Genomic DNA, 15,297 nt, shown 5'->3' with positions numbered 1-15,297 from the left:
GCGGCGCGCCGGGCTCCCGCGGCCCGACCGCCTCCCGGGGCTCGACGACCTCGCGCGGCGGGCGGCGCCGGCCGGGGAACAGCGGCGCGGTGGCCGGGTCGCGGACCACGATCCACGCGATCCCGGCGAGCACGACGACGGCGGTGAGGGCCCGGACGGCGGCCACCGGCAGCCACTGGGCCACCGAGATCTGGTCCACCACGCCCACGCCGGTCAGCAGGAGCACGGCCAGGGCGGTGACCCAGCCGAGCCAGCGTGGATGGTCCGCGCCCCACGGCAGCGGGCGCAGGGCGCACGCCAGCAGCGGCAGCACCCAGAGCAGGTACCAGGGCTGCACGATCGGGGCCGTCACCACCGCCACGAAGAGCACCGCGGCGGCGGCGGACACGGGCTCCGGGGCGCGCCGGCGCAGCGCCAGACACGCGCCGAAGCCCAGGGCCGCGAGGGTCATGAGCGTGTAGAAGCCGCCGGCCACCGCCCGCGCGGGCAGCCCGGCGAGGCCGTCGGCGGCCGCGCCGAGCAGCAGCCCGACGACCCCGACGGGGGCGTACGGGAAGGCGGCGTCGCCGCTGGTGAGCATGGCCGGCACCCAACCGAACCAGAGCCCCGAGCCCGCGCCGAGGATCGTGAGCACGGCCAGGGCGATCGCCGCCGTCGTGATCCACGGGCCGAGCCGGTCCCGGCGGCGCAGGCCGGGATCGGCGCGGCGGAACCGGTCCCAGCCGGTGGGCAGCAGCAGCGCCACGAAGGGCAGCACGAGCGCGGTGAGCGGCTTGATGGCCACCGAGAGCGCGATCAGCACGATCCCCCACAGGGCATGCAGGCGGCGGCGCGGCACGCGCACCATGAGCACGAGGCCCGCCAGCATCAGCCCGGACATCAGGGCGTCGTTGTGCACGCCGGCGATCATGTAGAGCAGGAAGAGGGGGTTGGCCACGCACACCCAGGCCGCCCACGCCCCGCACCGTCCGGCCGCCTCGGCCAGCCGGGGCACCGCCCACAGGCACAGGGCCAGGCCCGCGAGCGCCAGCAGCCGGAACGCGGTGACGGAGAGCTCGATCCGTCCGCCGGTGACGCGCCAGATCGCCTCGGCGCAGAGCAGGAACAGCGGCCCGTACGGGGACGGGGACTCGGCCCAGATGGAGTCGGCGCCCTGCATGAACCAGCCCGGCAGCGCGGAGACGCCCTGCGTGTAGGGGTCCAGGCCGAGGGCGAGCAGGCGCCCCTGCTGCAGGTAGGAGAACACGTCCCGGGAGAAGATCGGCAGGGCGAGCATCAGCGGGGCGGACCACTGCCACGCGGCCCGGGAGACGAGCCGGCCGTGGCCCTCCCACCGCCCGCGCAGGGAGCGGCCGAGCACGAGCCACGCGCGCACCAGCAGCAGCGACCCGGAGGCCAGCAGCAGGGTGCTGGCGAGCACGCCGGGCAGGTTCACGCGCAGCGGGTTCAGGAGGGTGCTGCCGGAGAAGACCGAGTCCGGGGTCATGGGCAGCCAGCCCACGCCCCAGGAGCCCACCATGATCAGCACGGCCGCCCACGTGCCCTGCCGCACGGCGACGGCGGGCTCGGGGGGCGCCGTCGCGCGCTCCGGCCGTCCGGGCGGGGCCGGCGTCGGCGCGAGGCCGGCGCGCCTCACTCCCCCGGCTCCGGGGTCCGCGGGGCGCGGCGCAGGCGGGCCAGCCCGGCGCGGACGGCGGGACGGACGTGCCAGTGGTCCTTCACGAAGCGGCTGGTGCGCCGGTCCACCACGAGGATCCAGGCCAGGCAGACGGCCGAGACGATCAGCGAGATCGCCTTGACCTGGTCCGCGATGGCCAGGAACTGCCACGTGAAGAGCTGGTCCGAGGCGCCGAAGGCGAGGAAGTAGCCCACGGTGAAGACGACCCACTTGATCTGCCAGTCGTCCCGGATCCCGATCACGGCGAAGAAGGGCAGCAGCCACAGCAGGTACCAGGGCTGGATGATGGGCGAGAGCACCACGAGCGCCGTGAAGGCCCAGGTCATGCGGGTCAGGACCCGGTCCTGGCGCCCGAGGAACATCAGGGCGAGCACGATCAGCACGGAGAGCACGCGGCCGGCCGTCTTGTAGACGCCCTCCACGGCCTGCTGGTCCGCGCCCTGGCCGACGAGCTCGCTGATCCCCACGGTGAGCAGGGAGAGGATGCCGATGGGGCCCCACGGGACCGTGCCGGTGCCGGTGCCCACCATGACGGCCACCCAGCCGAAGCCGAACCCGTTGAGGGCGCCGACCACGGCCATGATCCCGAACGAGATGCCCGCGGTGAGGAACCAGAAGACGAAGCGCCGGATCCAGCCGGCGGTCGGGCCGGCCCACAGCAGGCCGATGAACGGCAGGAGCACCAGGGTGATGGGCTTGATGCCCAGGGACAGGGTCACCAGCACGACGCCGGCCACGCCCCACGCGGCGGAGTGCGCGGCCGACTGGGGGCGCAGCGGATGCCCGGCGCGCAGGGCGCACCACGTGCCGGCCAGAGCCAGGCCCACCATGAGGGCGTCGTTGTGGCCGGAGGCCACGAAGCTGATGGTGAAGAGCGGGTTGGCGGCGCTGACCCACTGCGCCCACGCCCCGTTGACGCGCAGGCGGCGGGCCAGCAGGGGGACGAAGACCATGATGAGCACCACGCCGGCCACGGCGACGAGGCGGAACAGGAAGATGGCCAGGTCCGGGTTCATGTCCCCGGACACGGCGACCACGGCCTGCTCGATCCACAGGAAGATCGGCCCGTAGGGGGTCTCCGAGTCCGCCCACGTGGCGTCCGCACCGAGCTGGAACCAGTTGGACAGGGAGGAGATCGTGTCCTCGTAGGGATCCTGCCCGGCCACCATGAGCCGGCCCTGGCCCACGTACGCGAAGATGTCCCGGCTGAAGATCGGCAGGGCGAACACCTGCGGCAGGCACCACAGGGCGGTCGCCAGGTTCACGGTGCGCAGGGAGCCGCGGCCGAAGGGGCGCACGGTCTGGCCGAGCCGCAGCCAGGCCCAGAACATCACCCAGCAGCCGAGCGTGAGCAGGATGGTCCCGACGATCACGCCGGTCTCCTGGGTGCGCCACGGGATCAGCCACTGCCACCGGTTGATGGGCGAGGCCGAGGCCAGCCAGCCGACGGAGAACGAGCCCGCCACCAGCAGCAGCGAGCCCAGGGTGCCGACGAGGATGGGCCAGGTGTTCCCGCCCGCCACCTTGGGGTCGGCGCGCAGGCCGCCGACGCCGATGTGGGCCGGCCGGCCGGCCGTGGACCCGGACGGCCGCGGGGTCGTCACACTCATGCGGCGGGGTCCTTCCGTGCTCTCAGGCGGGGCGCGCGGGCGCGGTGCGCACGAATCTACCACCGCCGCCCCGAGTAGCCTGGGGCCATGAGCGAGACGAGCACCCCCGCGCCGGAGAACGCCCCCCTGGTCTGGATCGACTGCGAGATGACCGGCCTGCACCCCCACGTGGACGAGCTCGTGGAGGTGGCGGTGCTCATCACGGACGCCGAGCTGAACATCCTGGACGAGGGCATCGACCTGGTGATCCGCCCCTCCGAGGCCGCCCTCACGCAGATGGACCCGTTCGTGCGGGACATGCACACCACCTCCGGCCTGCTGCCCGAGCTGGAGCACGGCCTCACCCTGGAGGACGCGACCGCACGGGTCATGGAGTACCTCACGGCGCGCGTGCCCGCGGGCAAGGCCCTGCTGGCCGGCAACACGGTGGGCCAGGACAAGCTCTTCCTGTCCGCGTACATGCCCGCCGTCGTCGAGCACCTCCACTACCGGATCGTGGACGTGTCCACCGTGAAGGAGCTGGCCCGCCGCTGGTACCCGCGGGCCTACTACCAGGCGCCCGCCAAGACCGGCGGCCACCGCGCCCTGGGTGACATCAAGGACTCCATCACCGAGTTGCGCTACTACCGCGCCGCCGTCATGGCCCCCTCCCCCGGCCCCACCTCCGATGAGGCCCAGGCCATCGCCCGCGTGGTGGCCGAAGCGCAGGCCTGACCTCCCTCCCGGGGGGTCGGGGGGCCGGATTCGGCGCCCCGGCCGAACTCGTGTACAGTGGAGCCCGCTGCGTCGCGCGGGGAGCCCCCGCAGGACGCGCATGGTGGGTGTAGCTCAGTCGGCAGAGCGTCTGGTTGTGGTCCAGAAGGTCGCGGGTTCAATCCCCGTCACTCACCCCGAAGGAAGGCCCGGAACCATGCGAATGGTTTCGGGCCTTCGCGCATCCCGGGCGCGCTCGCGGCGAGGGACGCCGGCGGCCGGGGTCATCGCGGCCCTCCCCCGGGCGTAGCCTGGCGGTACGGCGTCGTCCCGGCGCCGCCCCGTCAGCGAAGGAGAGCCCCGCCGTGTCCGTCGTGAAGATCAACGCCATCACCGTCCCCGAGGGCGCCGGCCCCGAGCTGGAGAAGCGCTTCGCCGTCCGCAAGCACGCCGTGGACGCTGAGCCCGGCTTCGAGGGCTTCCAGCTGCTGCGCCCCACCGCGGGCGAGGACCGCTACTTCGTGGTGACCACGTGGGCCACCGAGGAGGACTTCCAGAACTGGAAGGGCGGGCGCATGCCCGCCGCTCACGCCGCCGAGTCCGAGGGGCGCCCGGCGCCCGTGGCCACGGGCGCGGATCTGCTCGAGTTCGAGGTCGTCGACCTGGACTGAGCCGTCCGGGAGCCGCCTCGGCCGGACCCGGCGGCCGGCCGCAGCAGCCGCATCGCGTTGGCGATGACGAGCAGCACGGACGCCTCGTGGACGAGCATGCCGATCGACATCGTCACGCCGCCCGCGAAGACGCCGGCCAGCAGCGCCGCCACGGTCACGAGCGAGACGGCGATGTTCTGCCGCATCACGCCCACCGTCCGCCGGGCCAGGCCCAGGGCCTGCGGCAGCCGCTCGAGGCGGTCGCCCATCAGCGCGATGTCGGCCGTCTCGATCGCCATCCCGGAGCCGGCGGCGCCCATGGCCACGCCGATGTCCGCCGTCGCGAGCGCGGGGGCGTCGTTGATGCCGTCACCGACCATGGCCACCACCCGGCCGCGGGCCTGCATGGCGGCGATCGCCTCGAGCTTGTCCTCGGGCAGCAGGGCCGCGCGCACCTCGTCCACGCCCACCTGACGGGCCACGGCGTGGGCCACGCCCGGCTGGTCGCCGGTGAGCATCACGATCTCCTCCACGCCGATCCGGCGCAGCCCGCGGATCATGTCCGCGGCCTCGGGCCGGACCGTGTCCGCCACGGCGAGCACGCCGATCGGCACCCCGTCCACGGCGACGGCCATGGGCGTGCGGCCGGCCTCGGCCAGCCCGACGGCGACCCCCTCGGCGCGGTCCGTAAGGGCCGCGTCCGCCTCGAGCCCGCGCAGCAGGGCGATCGTGCCCACGGCGACGCCGCAGCCGGCCACGCGGCCGGTCAGCCCGCGGCCGAGCACCACCTCCACCTCCGTGGCGAGGCCGGACTCGCCCAGGCCCCGCTCGCGGGCGGCCGCCACGACGGGCTCGGCAAGCGGGTGGTCCGAGGCCTGCTCGAGCCGCGCGGCCCAGTGCAGCACCTCGTCCTCGTCCGCGTCGGCCAGCACGACGACGTCGGTCAGCTCGGGGGTGCCCCAGGTGAGGGTGCCGGTCTTGTCCACGGCCACGGCGTCCACCTTCGCGGAGCGCTCGAGGAACTCGCCGCCCTTGATGAGCACGCCGTCCTCGGCGCCGCGGCCGATGCCGGCCACGATCGCCACGGGGATGGAGATCACGAGGGCGCCCGGGCAGCCGATGACCAGCAGGGTCAGGGCCAGGGGCACGTCCCGCGTGACCAGCCCCGTCACGAGCGCGAGCACCATGATCCCGGGGGTGTACCAGCGCGAGAACCGGTCCATGAACTGCTGGGTCCGCGCCCGTGCCTCCTGCGCCTCCTCGACGCGGTGGATGATGCGGGCGAGCGTGGTGTCCGCTCCCACGCCGCGGGCCTCGACGTGCAGCAGGCCGGCGGTGGCCACGGTGCCGGCGTAGACGGCGTCGCCGTCGGCCTTCTCCGCGGGTAGCGACTCTCCCGTGATGGCGGCCTCGTTCACGGCGCCCGTGCCCGCGAGCACCACGCCGTCCACGGGGACGCGGGCGCCGGCCTTGACCAGCACCGTGGCCCCGGCGGGCACCTCGTGGGCGGCCACCGTGCGCTGGGAGCCGTCCGCCTCGAGCAGCACCGCGGTCTCGGGGGCCGTGGCGACGAGGTCGGAGAGGGCCGCGCGGGTCTTGGACAGGGTGGCGTCCTCGAGGGCGTGGCCGAGGGAGAAGAGGAGGGTGACCGCCGCGGACTCCCAGAAGTTGCCCAGCAGCGCGGCGCCGATCGCCGCGACGGCCACGAGCAGGTCGATGCCCACGGTCCGCACGCGCAGCGCCTGGACGGCGCCGACCACGATCGGCAGGCCCGCCATGACGGCGGCGGCGAGCATGAGCAGCGCGGCCGGCAGGTGACCCGTCCCGTGGGCGATCTGCTCCGGGGCGAGGACCAGCGACACCGCGATCAGCGCGGCGGCGGCCAGCGGCCGGCGCCACCGGGGGTGCAGCGGACGGTGCAGCGGACGGTGCAGCCGGAACCGCGCCGGGCGGGGGCCGGGGCGGGTCTGGCGTGAGGGGGACATGGGGTGCTCCGTTCTCGGGTCCGGGCGGGCGGGCGTGCGGGGGCGGGGTCAGAAGGCCGCGGGGCGGGCGGTGTAGCCGACCTTCGCGACGGCGTCCACGAGGTCCTGCACGCTGGTGCGCTCGGCGTCGTGGTCCACCTCGATGCGCTGGGTCTCGAAGGCGACCTTCGAGGCGCTCACGCCGGGCAGGCGGTCCAGGGACTTCTCGATCTTCTTCACGCAGGAGGGGCAGCTGAAGCCCTCGGCGCGGAGCAGGGTGTGGGTGGTGGCGGTGGTCATCGTCGTCTCCTCGTGCCTGGCGGGCGGCGGGGCCGCCCGCTCCGTGGGGCGGACCACGGCTGCGGTCCGTCCGTCTCCCCGTCGAGGGGGGACACCCTGAACGTACGAGGGACGGGGCCCACCCGCCTTGACCTGCGTCAAGCCGGATGTGGGACGCTGGCCGCGTGCGACGTCGAGAGCTGACCCTGACCCCCGTGGGGGTCGCGGCGGAGCCGTGCGCGGCGCGGGTGAGGCTGTTCGCCGGGCTGGACCGCGCCCAGCTGGAGCGCATCTCGGCACTGGCCCGTCCCCGCGAGCTCGAGCCCGGCGAGGTGCTGCACGTGGCCGGGGCCCGCACGGGTCGGCTGAGCGTGGTCCACTCGGGCGGGCTCGCCCTGAGCACCGCCTCGCCCACCGGCCAGGAACGGGTGGTGCGGATGGCCGAGGCCGGCGACTCCCTCGGGGAGCAGGAGCTGCTCACCGGAGCGCCCAGCCCGTACGCGGCCCGCGCGGTGGCCCCCACCCGCCTGTGCACGTTCTCCCACGACGAGGTCCAGGAGCTGTTCGCCCGGCACCCGGGGATCGCGCGGCGGGTGATGCGCACCCTGGCCGTCCGGCTGGCCGAGGCGGAGCGCCGGCTGGCCCAGGAGCGACTGTCGGTGCCCGCCCGGCTCGCCGGCCACCTGCTCGAGCTGCCCGCCGTCCACGGCGAGGCGGGGCCGGCGGTGGCCCTCACCGCCCCGAAGAAGGACGTCGCCTCCCTGCTCGGCACCACGCCCGAGGCGTTCAGCCGCGCGCTGCGACGCCTGGCGGACGAGGGCGTGATCACCGTGGCCGGCCCGCGCGTCGAGCTGAGGGACCCCGAGGCCCTGGAGCGGCTGGCCGGCGGCTGACGCGCCGGGCCCGGCTCGGACGCGACCGGGCGGCCGGTCGACGGGTGTCGGTCGGCCGCCCGGACGGGTGCGGTGGGCGCGTCGCGTCAGGCGGTGACGATGACCTTCAGCGCCTTCTGCTCGGCCGCGTCGGAGAAGGTGGCGTACGCCTTCTCCCACTCGTCGAAGGTGAACCGGCGCGTGACGAACCGCTTGGGCTGGATGGAGCCCTCGCTGATGCGACCCAGCAGCTCGGGGGCCGTCGTCGAGTTCACCAGGCCTGTGGTGATCGTGATGTTGTTGATCCACTCCCGGTCGATGGGAACTCCACCGGCTTGCCGTGCACGCCGAGGTTGGCCACGCGGCCACCCGGTCGGATGGCATCGAGGCACAGGGTGAAGGTGGCGGGGATGCCCACCGCCTCCATGGCCACGTCCACACCGAGGCCGTGCGCGGTGAGGGCCTTGACCTTCTCCAGCGTCCCCTCCCCGGGGGGTGAACACCTCGTCCGCCCCGAACTCGCGGGCGGCCTCGAGGCGGAACTCGTTGCCGTCCACGACGATCACGGTCTTCGCGCCGCGGGTCTTGGCGGTCATGATCGCGAAGAGCCCCACGGGGCGGCGCCGACCACGAGGACCGTGTCCCCCTCGGCCGCCTGGCCGGAGAGCACGCCGATCTCGTATCCGGTGGGCAGGATGTCCGAGAGCATCACGCCCTGCTCGGCGGTCACGCCCTGCGGCAGCGGGATGAGCCCGTTGTCCGCGAGGGGGACGCGGACCCGCTCGGCCTGGGTGCCGTCGATCAGGTGGCCGAAGATCCAGCCGATGCCGCCCACGGTCTGGCAGTGCGAGGTCAGGCCGCGGCGGCAGTAGTCGCAGTCCATGCACGTGGTGACGCAGGAGACGATCACGCGGTCGCCGACCTTCACCTCCGTGCGCTCCGGGCCGACCTCCGTGACCACGCCGACGCCCTCGTGCCCGAGGATCCGGCCCTCGGTCACGGCCCGCACGTCGCCCTTGAGGATGTGCAGGTCCGTGCCGCAGATCGTGGTGGTCTCGATCGTCACGATCGCGTCCGTGGGGTCCTGGATCTGCGGGTCCGGGACCTCCTCCCAGCGCGCGTCGCCGGGGACGTGGTAGACCACCGCCTTCATGGGTGTTCCTCTCCTCCGCGGTGTGCGTCGCGGAGCCGTCGTCGTCGGCGGGCGCGCGGACGGGCTCGGCGGCCCGTCAGGGACGACGCGAGACCGGGGGCGGTCCCGGGGGAAGATCCGGGACCGGGCCCTTCTGCCCGCCGCGCCCGAGGCGTACCGTGGCGGGCAGGGCGGTCCCGGACCGACCAGGGCGGCCCGACCGATCCGATCGAGGAGAGACGAGGACGCCATGACCCACCACGTGAGCGCGATGCTCGAGACCCACCCGAAGGACCTCGGCGGCATCGACCGCCGGACGCTGGCCGAGTGCATCGAGGCCTGCCTCGCCTGTGCCCAGACGTGCACGGCGTGCGCGGACGCGTGCCTGTCCGAGGACGTGGTGGCCGAGATGCGCCGGTGCATCCGGCTGAACCTGGACTGCGCCGACGTCTGCGGGGCCACCGCTGCGGTGCTGACCCGCCAGACGGGCGAGGACGCGTCCACCGTCCGGGCCCTGCTCGAGGCCTGCCGGACCGCGTGCCGGGCCTGCGGCGACGAGTGCGCCTCTCACGCCGAGATGCACGAGCACTGCGCGGTGTGCGCGGAGTCCTGCCGGCGCTGCGAGCAGGCGTGCGCCGACCTGCTGGCCTCGCTCGGCTGACCGGCGGCGGCGCGGCGCGCGGCGGTAGGCTGGAGGCTCCCCCTCATCCCCCCACGCAGGCCCTCCCCCGGGCCGGGAAGCGCAGCGCCATGGCCTCCATCCGTCCCATCACCGTCTACGGCGAGCCCGTCCTGCACACGCGGGCGGCCGAGGTGGAGGTGATCGACGACGAGATCCGCCGCCTCGTGGAGGACATGTACGTCACCCAGGACGCGGCCAACGGCGTCGGCCTGGCCGCACCGCAGGTGGGCGTCGGCCTGCGCATCTTCACGTGGACGTACCCGTACTCCGGCGAGGCCCCGAACGTCGGCCACGTGATCAACCCCGTGCTCACCTACCTGGAGAAGGCGCCGCAGGAGGCCCCGGACGAGGACGAGCACACCGAGGGCTGCCTCTCCGTGCCCGGCCACGGCTACCCGCTGCAGCGGTCCGGACGCGTGCGCCTGTCCGGCCAGCGCGTGGACGGCGAGATGTTCGAGTTCGTGGCCGAGGGCTGGTTCGCGCGCGTGATGCAGCACGAATACGACCACCTCAACGGCACCCTCTACGTGGACCGCCTCGACGGCAAGTGGCAGCGCCGCTGGAAGCGCGCCCAGCGCGCCGAGCGCATGAACGTGCCCGGCGTGACTTGGCTGCCGGGCACCGACGAGGACCCGTTCGGCCACGAGGAGATCGCGGACCACGAACACTGAGGTCCGGTCCGGGCGGCGGCGAGGACCACGCCCCGGACGCCTGACCGGCGACCATTCCTCGGCACGACGTCGGCCCCGCCTCCCGTCTCGGAGAGGCGGGGCCGGCGTCGTCTGCGGCGCGGAGCGGGCCCCGACCTGGGCGTCTCCGTAACGTGTCCGGTGCACTCGATAGGAATCGACTGACCGGCAGGCCTCGACCGCGAGGACGCCGGCGCCGTTCCCGCGACCGTGGGACGGCTCGCTTCCCATCGCGAGAGGACCAGGACCATGAAGTCCGTTCTGCACACCCGCACCGCCATCGCCGCCGCCCTGCTGCTGGGGCTCACCGCCTGCGGCGACACCGCCTCCCCGGCCGAGGAGGACGCCCCGGCCGCGGCCGGCTCCCCCACCGCCTCGGCCCCGGCGGGCGCCGAGGAGGGGACCGAGGACACCGAGGAGGCCGAGGAGGCCGACGAGCCCGAGCAGCAGGCCGGGGGCACGACCGGCACGCGCGAGGACCCGCTGCCCCTGGGCACGCCGATCGAGGGCGGGGACTGGGTGGTCACCGTGAACGAGGTGACCCCGGACGCCACGGACGCGGTGATGGCGGCCAACCAGTTCAACGACGCCCCGGCCGAGGGCACCCAGTACCTCCTGGCCGACGTCACCGTGGAGTACACCGGCGACGAGTCCGAGATGATCATGCTCGGCACCGGCTTCGCGTTCGTCACCGCCACCGGCGAGACCATCGACACCGGCGACGCCTTCGTCGTGGGCCCGGACGAGCTGGACACCGCCCAGGAGCTCTACAACGGCGGCACCGCCCAGGGCAACGTGGTGCTCCAGGTGCCCGAGGGCGCCGACGGCCTGCTCCGCGTGACCACCGGGATGTTCGGCGGCGAGAAGACGTTCGTGGCCCTGGACTGACCGCCGGCGGAGTCCGGCCCGCGGCGGGGCACCGCCTCGCCGCGGGCCGGCACGCACGACGCCCCCGTCTCCTGTCCGGAGCCGGGGGCGTCGTGTCTGCTGCGCGGAGCGCGGGAAGGGGTCAGGGCTTCGGGAAGGTGGGGACCTGCTGGCCCGCCATCTTCTCCACCACGCGGATCACCTGGTGCGAGTAGCCGTACTCGTTGTCGTACCAGACGTAGAGGATGGCGTTCTTGCCGTCGTTGTTCACGAGGGTGGCGAGGCCGTCCACCACGCCGGCGCGGTCCGAGCCGACGAAGTCGGTGGACACGACCTCCGGGGAGTCCACGTAGCCGACCTGGCCGCGCAGGGGGCCGGTGAGGGACTCCTGCTTGAGGCGGGCGTTGAGCTCCTCCACCGAGGTGGCCTTGTTCAGCTCGAGGTTCAGGATGGCCATGGACACGTCGGGGGTGGGGACGCGGATGGCGTTGCCGGAGAGCTTGCCCTTGAGCTCGGGCAGGGCCTTGGCCACGGCCTTGGCGGCGCCGGTCTCGGTGAGCACCATGTTCATGCCGGCGGAGCGGCCGCGACGGGCGCCCTTGTGGAAGTTGTCCACGAGGTTCTGGTCGTTGGTGTAGGCGTGCACGGTCTCCACGTGGCCGTGGTCGATGCCGTAGTCGTCCTGGATGACCTTGAGCACCGGGGTGATGCCGTTGGTGGTGCAGGAGGCGGCGGAGACGATGGTGTCCTCGGGGGTGATGTCATCCGAGTTCACGCCGAACACGATGTTCTTCATCTCGCCCTTGCCCGGGGCGGTGAGCAGGACCTTCTTGGCGCCCTTCGCCTGCAGGTGCTGGGAGAGGCCCTCGTCGTCGCGCCAGCGGCCCGTGTTGTCGATGACCAGGGCGTCCTTGATGCCGTGGGCGGTGTAGTCCACGGTGGTGGGGTCGTTCGAGTAGATGACCTGGATCTCGGTGCCGTTGGCGGTGATGACGTTGCGGTCCTCGTCCACCACGATGGTGCCGTCGAACGGGCCGTGGATGGAGTCGCGGCGCAGCAGGGAGGCGCGCTTGACGAGGTCGTCCTCGGAGTTCTTGCGCACGACGACGGCGCGCAGGCGCAGCTTGGAGCCGCCGCCGGCGTGGTCGAGCAGGATGCGGGCCAGCAGGCGGCCGATGCGGCCGAAGCCGTAGAGGACGACGTCCTGGGGCTCGCCCAGGCCCTCGCCGCCCTTGCCCTTGACCTCGGCCAGCTCGGCGTCGAGGAAGGCCTGCACGTCCCGGCCGGACTCCTTCTGGCGCGCGGCCAGCTCGGCGAGGTCCACGTTCGCGGCGCCCAGGTCCATGGCGGCCATGGCCTCGACCAGCGGGTAGGTGGCCTCCACGCTCAGCGGGGCCTCCTGCACGCGGCGGGCGTAGCGGTGGGCCTTGATGATGTCGATCACGCCGCGGTTCACGAGGGAGCGCCCGTAGATCGAGGTGACCACGTTGTGCTCGCGGTACAGGCTGCCCAGCAGGGGCACCATCTTCTCCGCGAGCTCCTGCTGCGTGTTCCACTCGGGGGTCTGGGTCGAGGCGGTGTCTGCCACGGGAGTCCTTCCTTGAGACCTGGGGCCCGTCCGGGCAGGCCCGTCCCCCGACCTCGTCGTCGGCGGACGGCGTCCATTCTATGCGAGCAGAGCGCCCCGCGGCCGTCGTGGGAACCGGTGCGTAGAATGGTCGGCCGGGACGGATCAGCGGACGGCCGCGTGCCCCCTTCACGGAGGGTGCGAGGAAAGTCCGGGCACCGCAGAGCAGGATGGTGGGCAACGCCCACCCGGGGCGACCCGCGGGCCAGTGCCACAGAGAGAAGACCGCCCCCGCGTCCGCGCGGGGGTGAGGGTGAAAGGGTGGTGTAAGAGACCACCAGCGGCCTCGGTGACGGGGCCGGCTAGGTAAACCCCATCCGGTGCAAGGCCGAACAGGACGCGTCATGAGGGCTGCTCGCCCCAGCGTCCGGGTTGGCCGCTCGAGCCCGTCAGCAATGGCGGGCCCAGATGGATGGCCGTCACCCCGCGCGGGGCAACGCGCGCGGGGCACAGAACCCGGCTTACAGCTGATCCGTCCCACCCCACGTCCCGCCCCCGCCAGGAGTCCCCATGGCCGTCCCGATGCTCACCGGCCTCGAGCGGGCCCTGGCGGCCACCGGCCTGCCCGTGCGCACGGTCCCCGGCTGGCGCACCCGCTCGGGCTTCGCCGCCGGCTACCGGGAGATCGTCGGCACGGTCCTGCCCACCACCGAGTCCGACGACGAGGAGTTCGCCTCGCGCGCGGGACGACCGACGGAGCGGAGCTCACTGGCGGCCCTCGACGGCGGCGAGGACGCCGGCCTCGCCCGCCGGCGGCAGGCAGGCGGGCGCCGGTCAGAACCCCTCGTCGTCGCGGATGCGCTCGAAGTCCAGCTCGATGACGTGGTCGCGCTCCCTCTTCTCCAGGAGGCGGTAGCCGTAGGACTCGCCGATGGCCACGACCTTCGCCGGGGTGGGCCTGCGCCGGTCCCGCGGCCACTCGAGGGTCACCCGGTCCTGCCCCGTGAAGGTGCGCTCGCGCAGGCGCAGCTCCACCTCCGAGGCCTGGGTGCGCTCCCGTCCGCTGGAGCGGATCCCCACGATCATGGCGACCACGATCGCCGCCAGCACGAAGGGGAACACGACGCCGAACACGTTCATGGTGGTGATCACGGGCGGCTCCTGATGTCGGGGACGGCGGATGGTCGGGAGGGCCGGTCCCGGGGGAATGCCCCGGACGGCGCTGCGGCGCGGGCGCGGGGAGGGCCCGGGCCGACCCCACCACTGTGCCAGGTTCCGGGGGCCGAGGCGCGGCCCGTGCCCGCCCGCGCCCTGACTAGGCTGGTCCGGTGCTGATCCTGCTGCCGCCCTCCGAGGGCAAGACCGCCCCCCGTTCCGGCGCCCCGCTGCGCCTGGAGGACCTCGCCCTCGCCGAGCACGACGCCGTCACCGCGGCCCGCCGCGACCTGCTCGCCCGCCTCGCCGAGGCCTCCGCTGCACCGGACGCCCTTGCGACGCTGGGGGTCGGGGCCTCCCTGGCCGGGGAAGTCGCCGCGAACACGTCCCTGGCCACGGCCCCGGCGGCCCCCGGGCACCGGGTCTTCACGGGCGTGCTCTTCGACGCCCTCGACCACGCCTCCCTCTCCCCCGGCGCCAAGCGCCGCGCCCGCGACTCGGCCCTGGTGTTCTCGGCCCTGTTCGGGGCCACCGCGCTGGCGGACCGGATCCCGGCGCACCGGCTCTCGGTGGGCGCCCGGCTGCCGGGGCTGCCCGGCCTGGCCGCGCACTGGCGGCCCGTGCTCGCCCCGGCGCTGGACGCGGTGGCGCAGGCCGACGGCGGCCCGATCGTCGACTGCCGCTCCGGCGGCTACGCGGCCATGTGGAAGGCGCCGGCGCAGCGGACCGCCACGGTGGACGTGTTCCAGCTGCGCGGTGGGGAGCCCACCGTGGTCTCCCACTTCGCCAAGCACACGCGCGGCCTCGTGGCCCGGGCGCTGCTCGAGGCCGGGGCCCGGGCGACCGGCACCCTGGACCGGGCCGCGGAGGTGGTGGCGGCGGCCGGCGCGGGCGACGTCGAGGGCCGCCGCTGGGATGTCGAGCTCGTCGCGCCGAGCGGCGCGAAGCCGGGCTCGCTGCGGGTCGTCCTGCCGGAGGCCTGAGCCGCTCAGTCCTCGACCGCGACGAGCTCCACCTCGAAGCCGTCCGGGGCCTCGAGGTACGCGGCGTAGTGGTCCGCGCCCCCGGCGTGCGGGTGGCGGTCGGCGAAGAGCAGCCGGAAGCCGCGCTCCCGGGCGGCGGCGGTGAGCTCGTCGACGCGGGCCCGGGTGCCGGCGCGGAACGCCAGGTGGTTCAGGCCGGGGCGGGTGCGCTCGTGCGCGCCGCCGACGACGTCAGGGCCGGACTCCAGCACGATGTACTCTCCCGCGCCCTGGTAGGTGCGGCCCTCGGCCCAGCCCTCGCCGGGCACGTAGCCGAGCTCGCCGAGCAGCCAGCCCAGGCCCGCCTCGGCGGCGGCCAGGTCGGCCACCCACACCTCCACGTGGTGCAGCCGGCCCGTGGGCGTCGGCGCCTGCGGCGCGGCGGCGTCCTGCCCGACGGCGTCGGGGGCCTCCGCCTCGACCGCGCGGGCGTCGGC

The 15,297-nt window shown here is 74.3% G+C and carries 14 protein-coding genes, 1 tRNA gene, 1 other RNA gene and 1 pseudogene; 9 read left to right on the top strand and 8 right to left on the bottom strand.

The genetic code is table 11. The features are described from left to right. The coding region (gene mptB / locus NWP10_RS05975) for a polyprenol phosphomannose-dependent alpha 1,6 mannosyltransferase MptB (RefSeq protein WP_258300215.1) at nucleotides 1-1,552 on the bottom strand (1,552 nt) is incomplete at its 3' end. Between the two features lie 80 nt (nucleotides 1,553-1,632). Then, nucleotides 1,633-3,288: a polyprenol phosphomannose-dependent alpha 1,6 mannosyltransferase MptB gene (mptB, locus tag NWP10_RS05970; protein WP_258300214.1), complete on the bottom strand. Its 1,656-nt coding sequence runs from the start codon at nucleotides 3,286-3,288 to the stop codon at nucleotides 1,633-1,635. Nucleotides 3,289-3,375: 87 nt separating this feature from the next. On the opposite strand from mptB (NWP10_RS05970), the gene orn reads away from it, so the two are divergent. The 3 genes from orn to NWP10_RS05955 all read left to right on the top strand — a co-directional run bounded on the left by orn (nucleotide 3,376) and on the right by NWP10_RS05955 (nucleotide 4,652). Continuing rightward, a complete protein-coding gene (gene orn / locus NWP10_RS05965) occupies nucleotides 3,376-4,002 on the top strand; it encodes an oligoribonuclease (RefSeq protein ID WP_017488788.1) in 627 nt (208 codons plus the stop codon). 103 nt (nucleotides 4,003-4,105) lie between these two features. Beyond that, nucleotides 4,106-4,178: transfer RNA gene (locus NWP10_RS05960), tRNA-His, on the top strand. Nucleotides 4,179-4,346: 168 nt separating this feature from the next. Further along, the gene (locus NWP10_RS05955) at nucleotides 4,347-4,652 is read left to right on the top strand and encodes an antibiotic biosynthesis monooxygenase (RefSeq protein ID WP_017488787.1); all 306 of its coding nucleotides are present in this window, start codon (nucleotides 4,347-4,349) and stop codon (nucleotides 4,650-4,652) included. Here NWP10_RS05955 and NWP10_RS05950 read toward each other — a convergent pair. Then, on the bottom strand, nucleotides 4,568-6,616 hold the full coding sequence (locus NWP10_RS05950; RefSeq protein WP_258300213.1) for a cation-translocating P-type ATPase: 2,049 nt from the start codon (nucleotides 6,614-6,616) through the stop codon (nucleotides 4,568-4,570). The two genes, NWP10_RS05955 and NWP10_RS05950, sit on opposite strands and share 85 nt — an antisense overlap. A 48-nt stretch (nucleotides 6,617-6,664) precedes the next feature. Beyond that, nucleotides 6,665-6,895 carry a heavy-metal-associated domain-containing protein gene (locus NWP10_RS05945; protein WP_017489200.1) on the bottom strand — a complete coding sequence of 77 codons (231 nt, stop codon included), beginning with the start codon at nucleotides 6,893-6,895 and terminating at the stop codon, nucleotides 6,665-6,667. A gap of 164 nt (nucleotides 6,896-7,059) precedes the next feature. On the opposite strand from NWP10_RS05945, the gene NWP10_RS05940 reads away from it, so the two are divergent. Further along, a complete protein-coding gene (locus NWP10_RS05940; RefSeq protein ID WP_258300212.1) occupies nucleotides 7,060-7,767 on the top strand; it encodes a Crp/Fnr family transcriptional regulator in 708 nt (235 codons plus the stop codon). 86 nt (nucleotides 7,768-7,853) lie between these two features. On the opposite strand, the pseudogene NWP10_RS05935 reads toward NWP10_RS05940, so the two are convergent. Beyond that, a pseudogene (locus NWP10_RS05935) lies at nucleotides 7,854-8,899 on the bottom strand (zinc-binding dehydrogenase). 229 nt (nucleotides 8,900-9,128) lie between these two features. Between NWP10_RS05935 and NWP10_RS05930 the strand changes: the two are divergent. The 3 genes from NWP10_RS05930 (at nucleotide 9,129) to NWP10_RS05920 (ending at nucleotide 11,137) form a co-directional block, all read left to right on the top strand. Next, nucleotides 9,129-9,539 carry a four-helix bundle copper-binding protein gene (locus NWP10_RS05930; RefSeq protein ID WP_258300211.1) on the top strand — a complete coding sequence of 137 codons (411 nt, stop codon included), beginning with the start codon at nucleotides 9,129-9,131 and terminating at the stop codon, nucleotides 9,537-9,539. A gap of 89 nt (nucleotides 9,540-9,628) precedes the next feature. Then, complete coding sequence (gene def, locus NWP10_RS05925; protein WP_017489203.1) at nucleotides 9,629-10,231, top strand: peptide deformylase; 603 nt, start codon at nucleotides 9,629-9,631, stop codon at nucleotides 10,229-10,231. A 267-nt stretch (nucleotides 10,232-10,498) separates the two neighbouring features. Then, nucleotides 10,499-11,137: a DUF4352 domain-containing protein gene (locus NWP10_RS05920; RefSeq protein WP_258300210.1), complete on the top strand. Its 639-nt coding sequence runs from the start codon at nucleotides 10,499-10,501 to the stop codon at nucleotides 11,135-11,137. A gap of 121 nt (nucleotides 11,138-11,258) precedes the next feature. On the opposite strand, the gene NWP10_RS05915 is transcribed toward NWP10_RS05920, so the two are convergent. Next, entirely contained in the window at nucleotides 11,259-12,704 is a 1,446-nt protein-coding gene (locus NWP10_RS05915; RefSeq protein ID WP_258300209.1) for a glyceraldehyde-3-phosphate dehydrogenase, read from the bottom strand. A gap of 139 nt (nucleotides 12,705-12,843) precedes the next feature. Here NWP10_RS05915 and rnpB point away from each other — a divergent pair. Then, nucleotides 12,844-13,223, top strand: an RNA gene (gene rnpB, locus NWP10_RS05910) — RNase P RNA component class A. Nucleotides 13,224-13,517: 294 nt separating this feature from the next. Here rnpB and NWP10_RS05905 read toward each other — a convergent pair. Continuing rightward, complete coding sequence (locus tag NWP10_RS05905; RefSeq protein WP_017489206.1) at nucleotides 13,518-13,835, bottom strand: hypothetical protein; 318 nt, start codon at nucleotides 13,833-13,835, stop codon at nucleotides 13,518-13,520. Nucleotides 13,836-14,011: 176 nt separating this feature from the next. Between NWP10_RS05905 and NWP10_RS05900 the strand changes: the two genes are divergently transcribed. Further along, on the top strand, nucleotides 14,012-14,821 hold the full coding sequence (locus tag NWP10_RS05900; protein ID WP_258300208.1) for a YaaA family protein: 810 nt from the start codon (nucleotides 14,012-14,014) through the stop codon (nucleotides 14,819-14,821). A gap of 5 nt (nucleotides 14,822-14,826) precedes the next feature. Here the strand turns inward: NWP10_RS05900 and NWP10_RS05895 are convergent. After that, nucleotides 14,827-15,297, bottom strand: a 471-nt coding sequence (locus NWP10_RS05895; RefSeq protein WP_258300207.1) for a VOC family protein, incomplete at its 5' end; no start/stop codon positions are given.

Source organism: Micrococcus sp. HG099 (assembly GCF_024723355.1).
GTDB classification, from domain to species: Bacteria; Actinomycetota; Actinomycetes; order Actinomycetales; family Micrococcaceae; genus Micrococcus; species Micrococcus endophyticus.
This window is presented reverse-complemented; position numbering and strand designations above follow the sequence as displayed.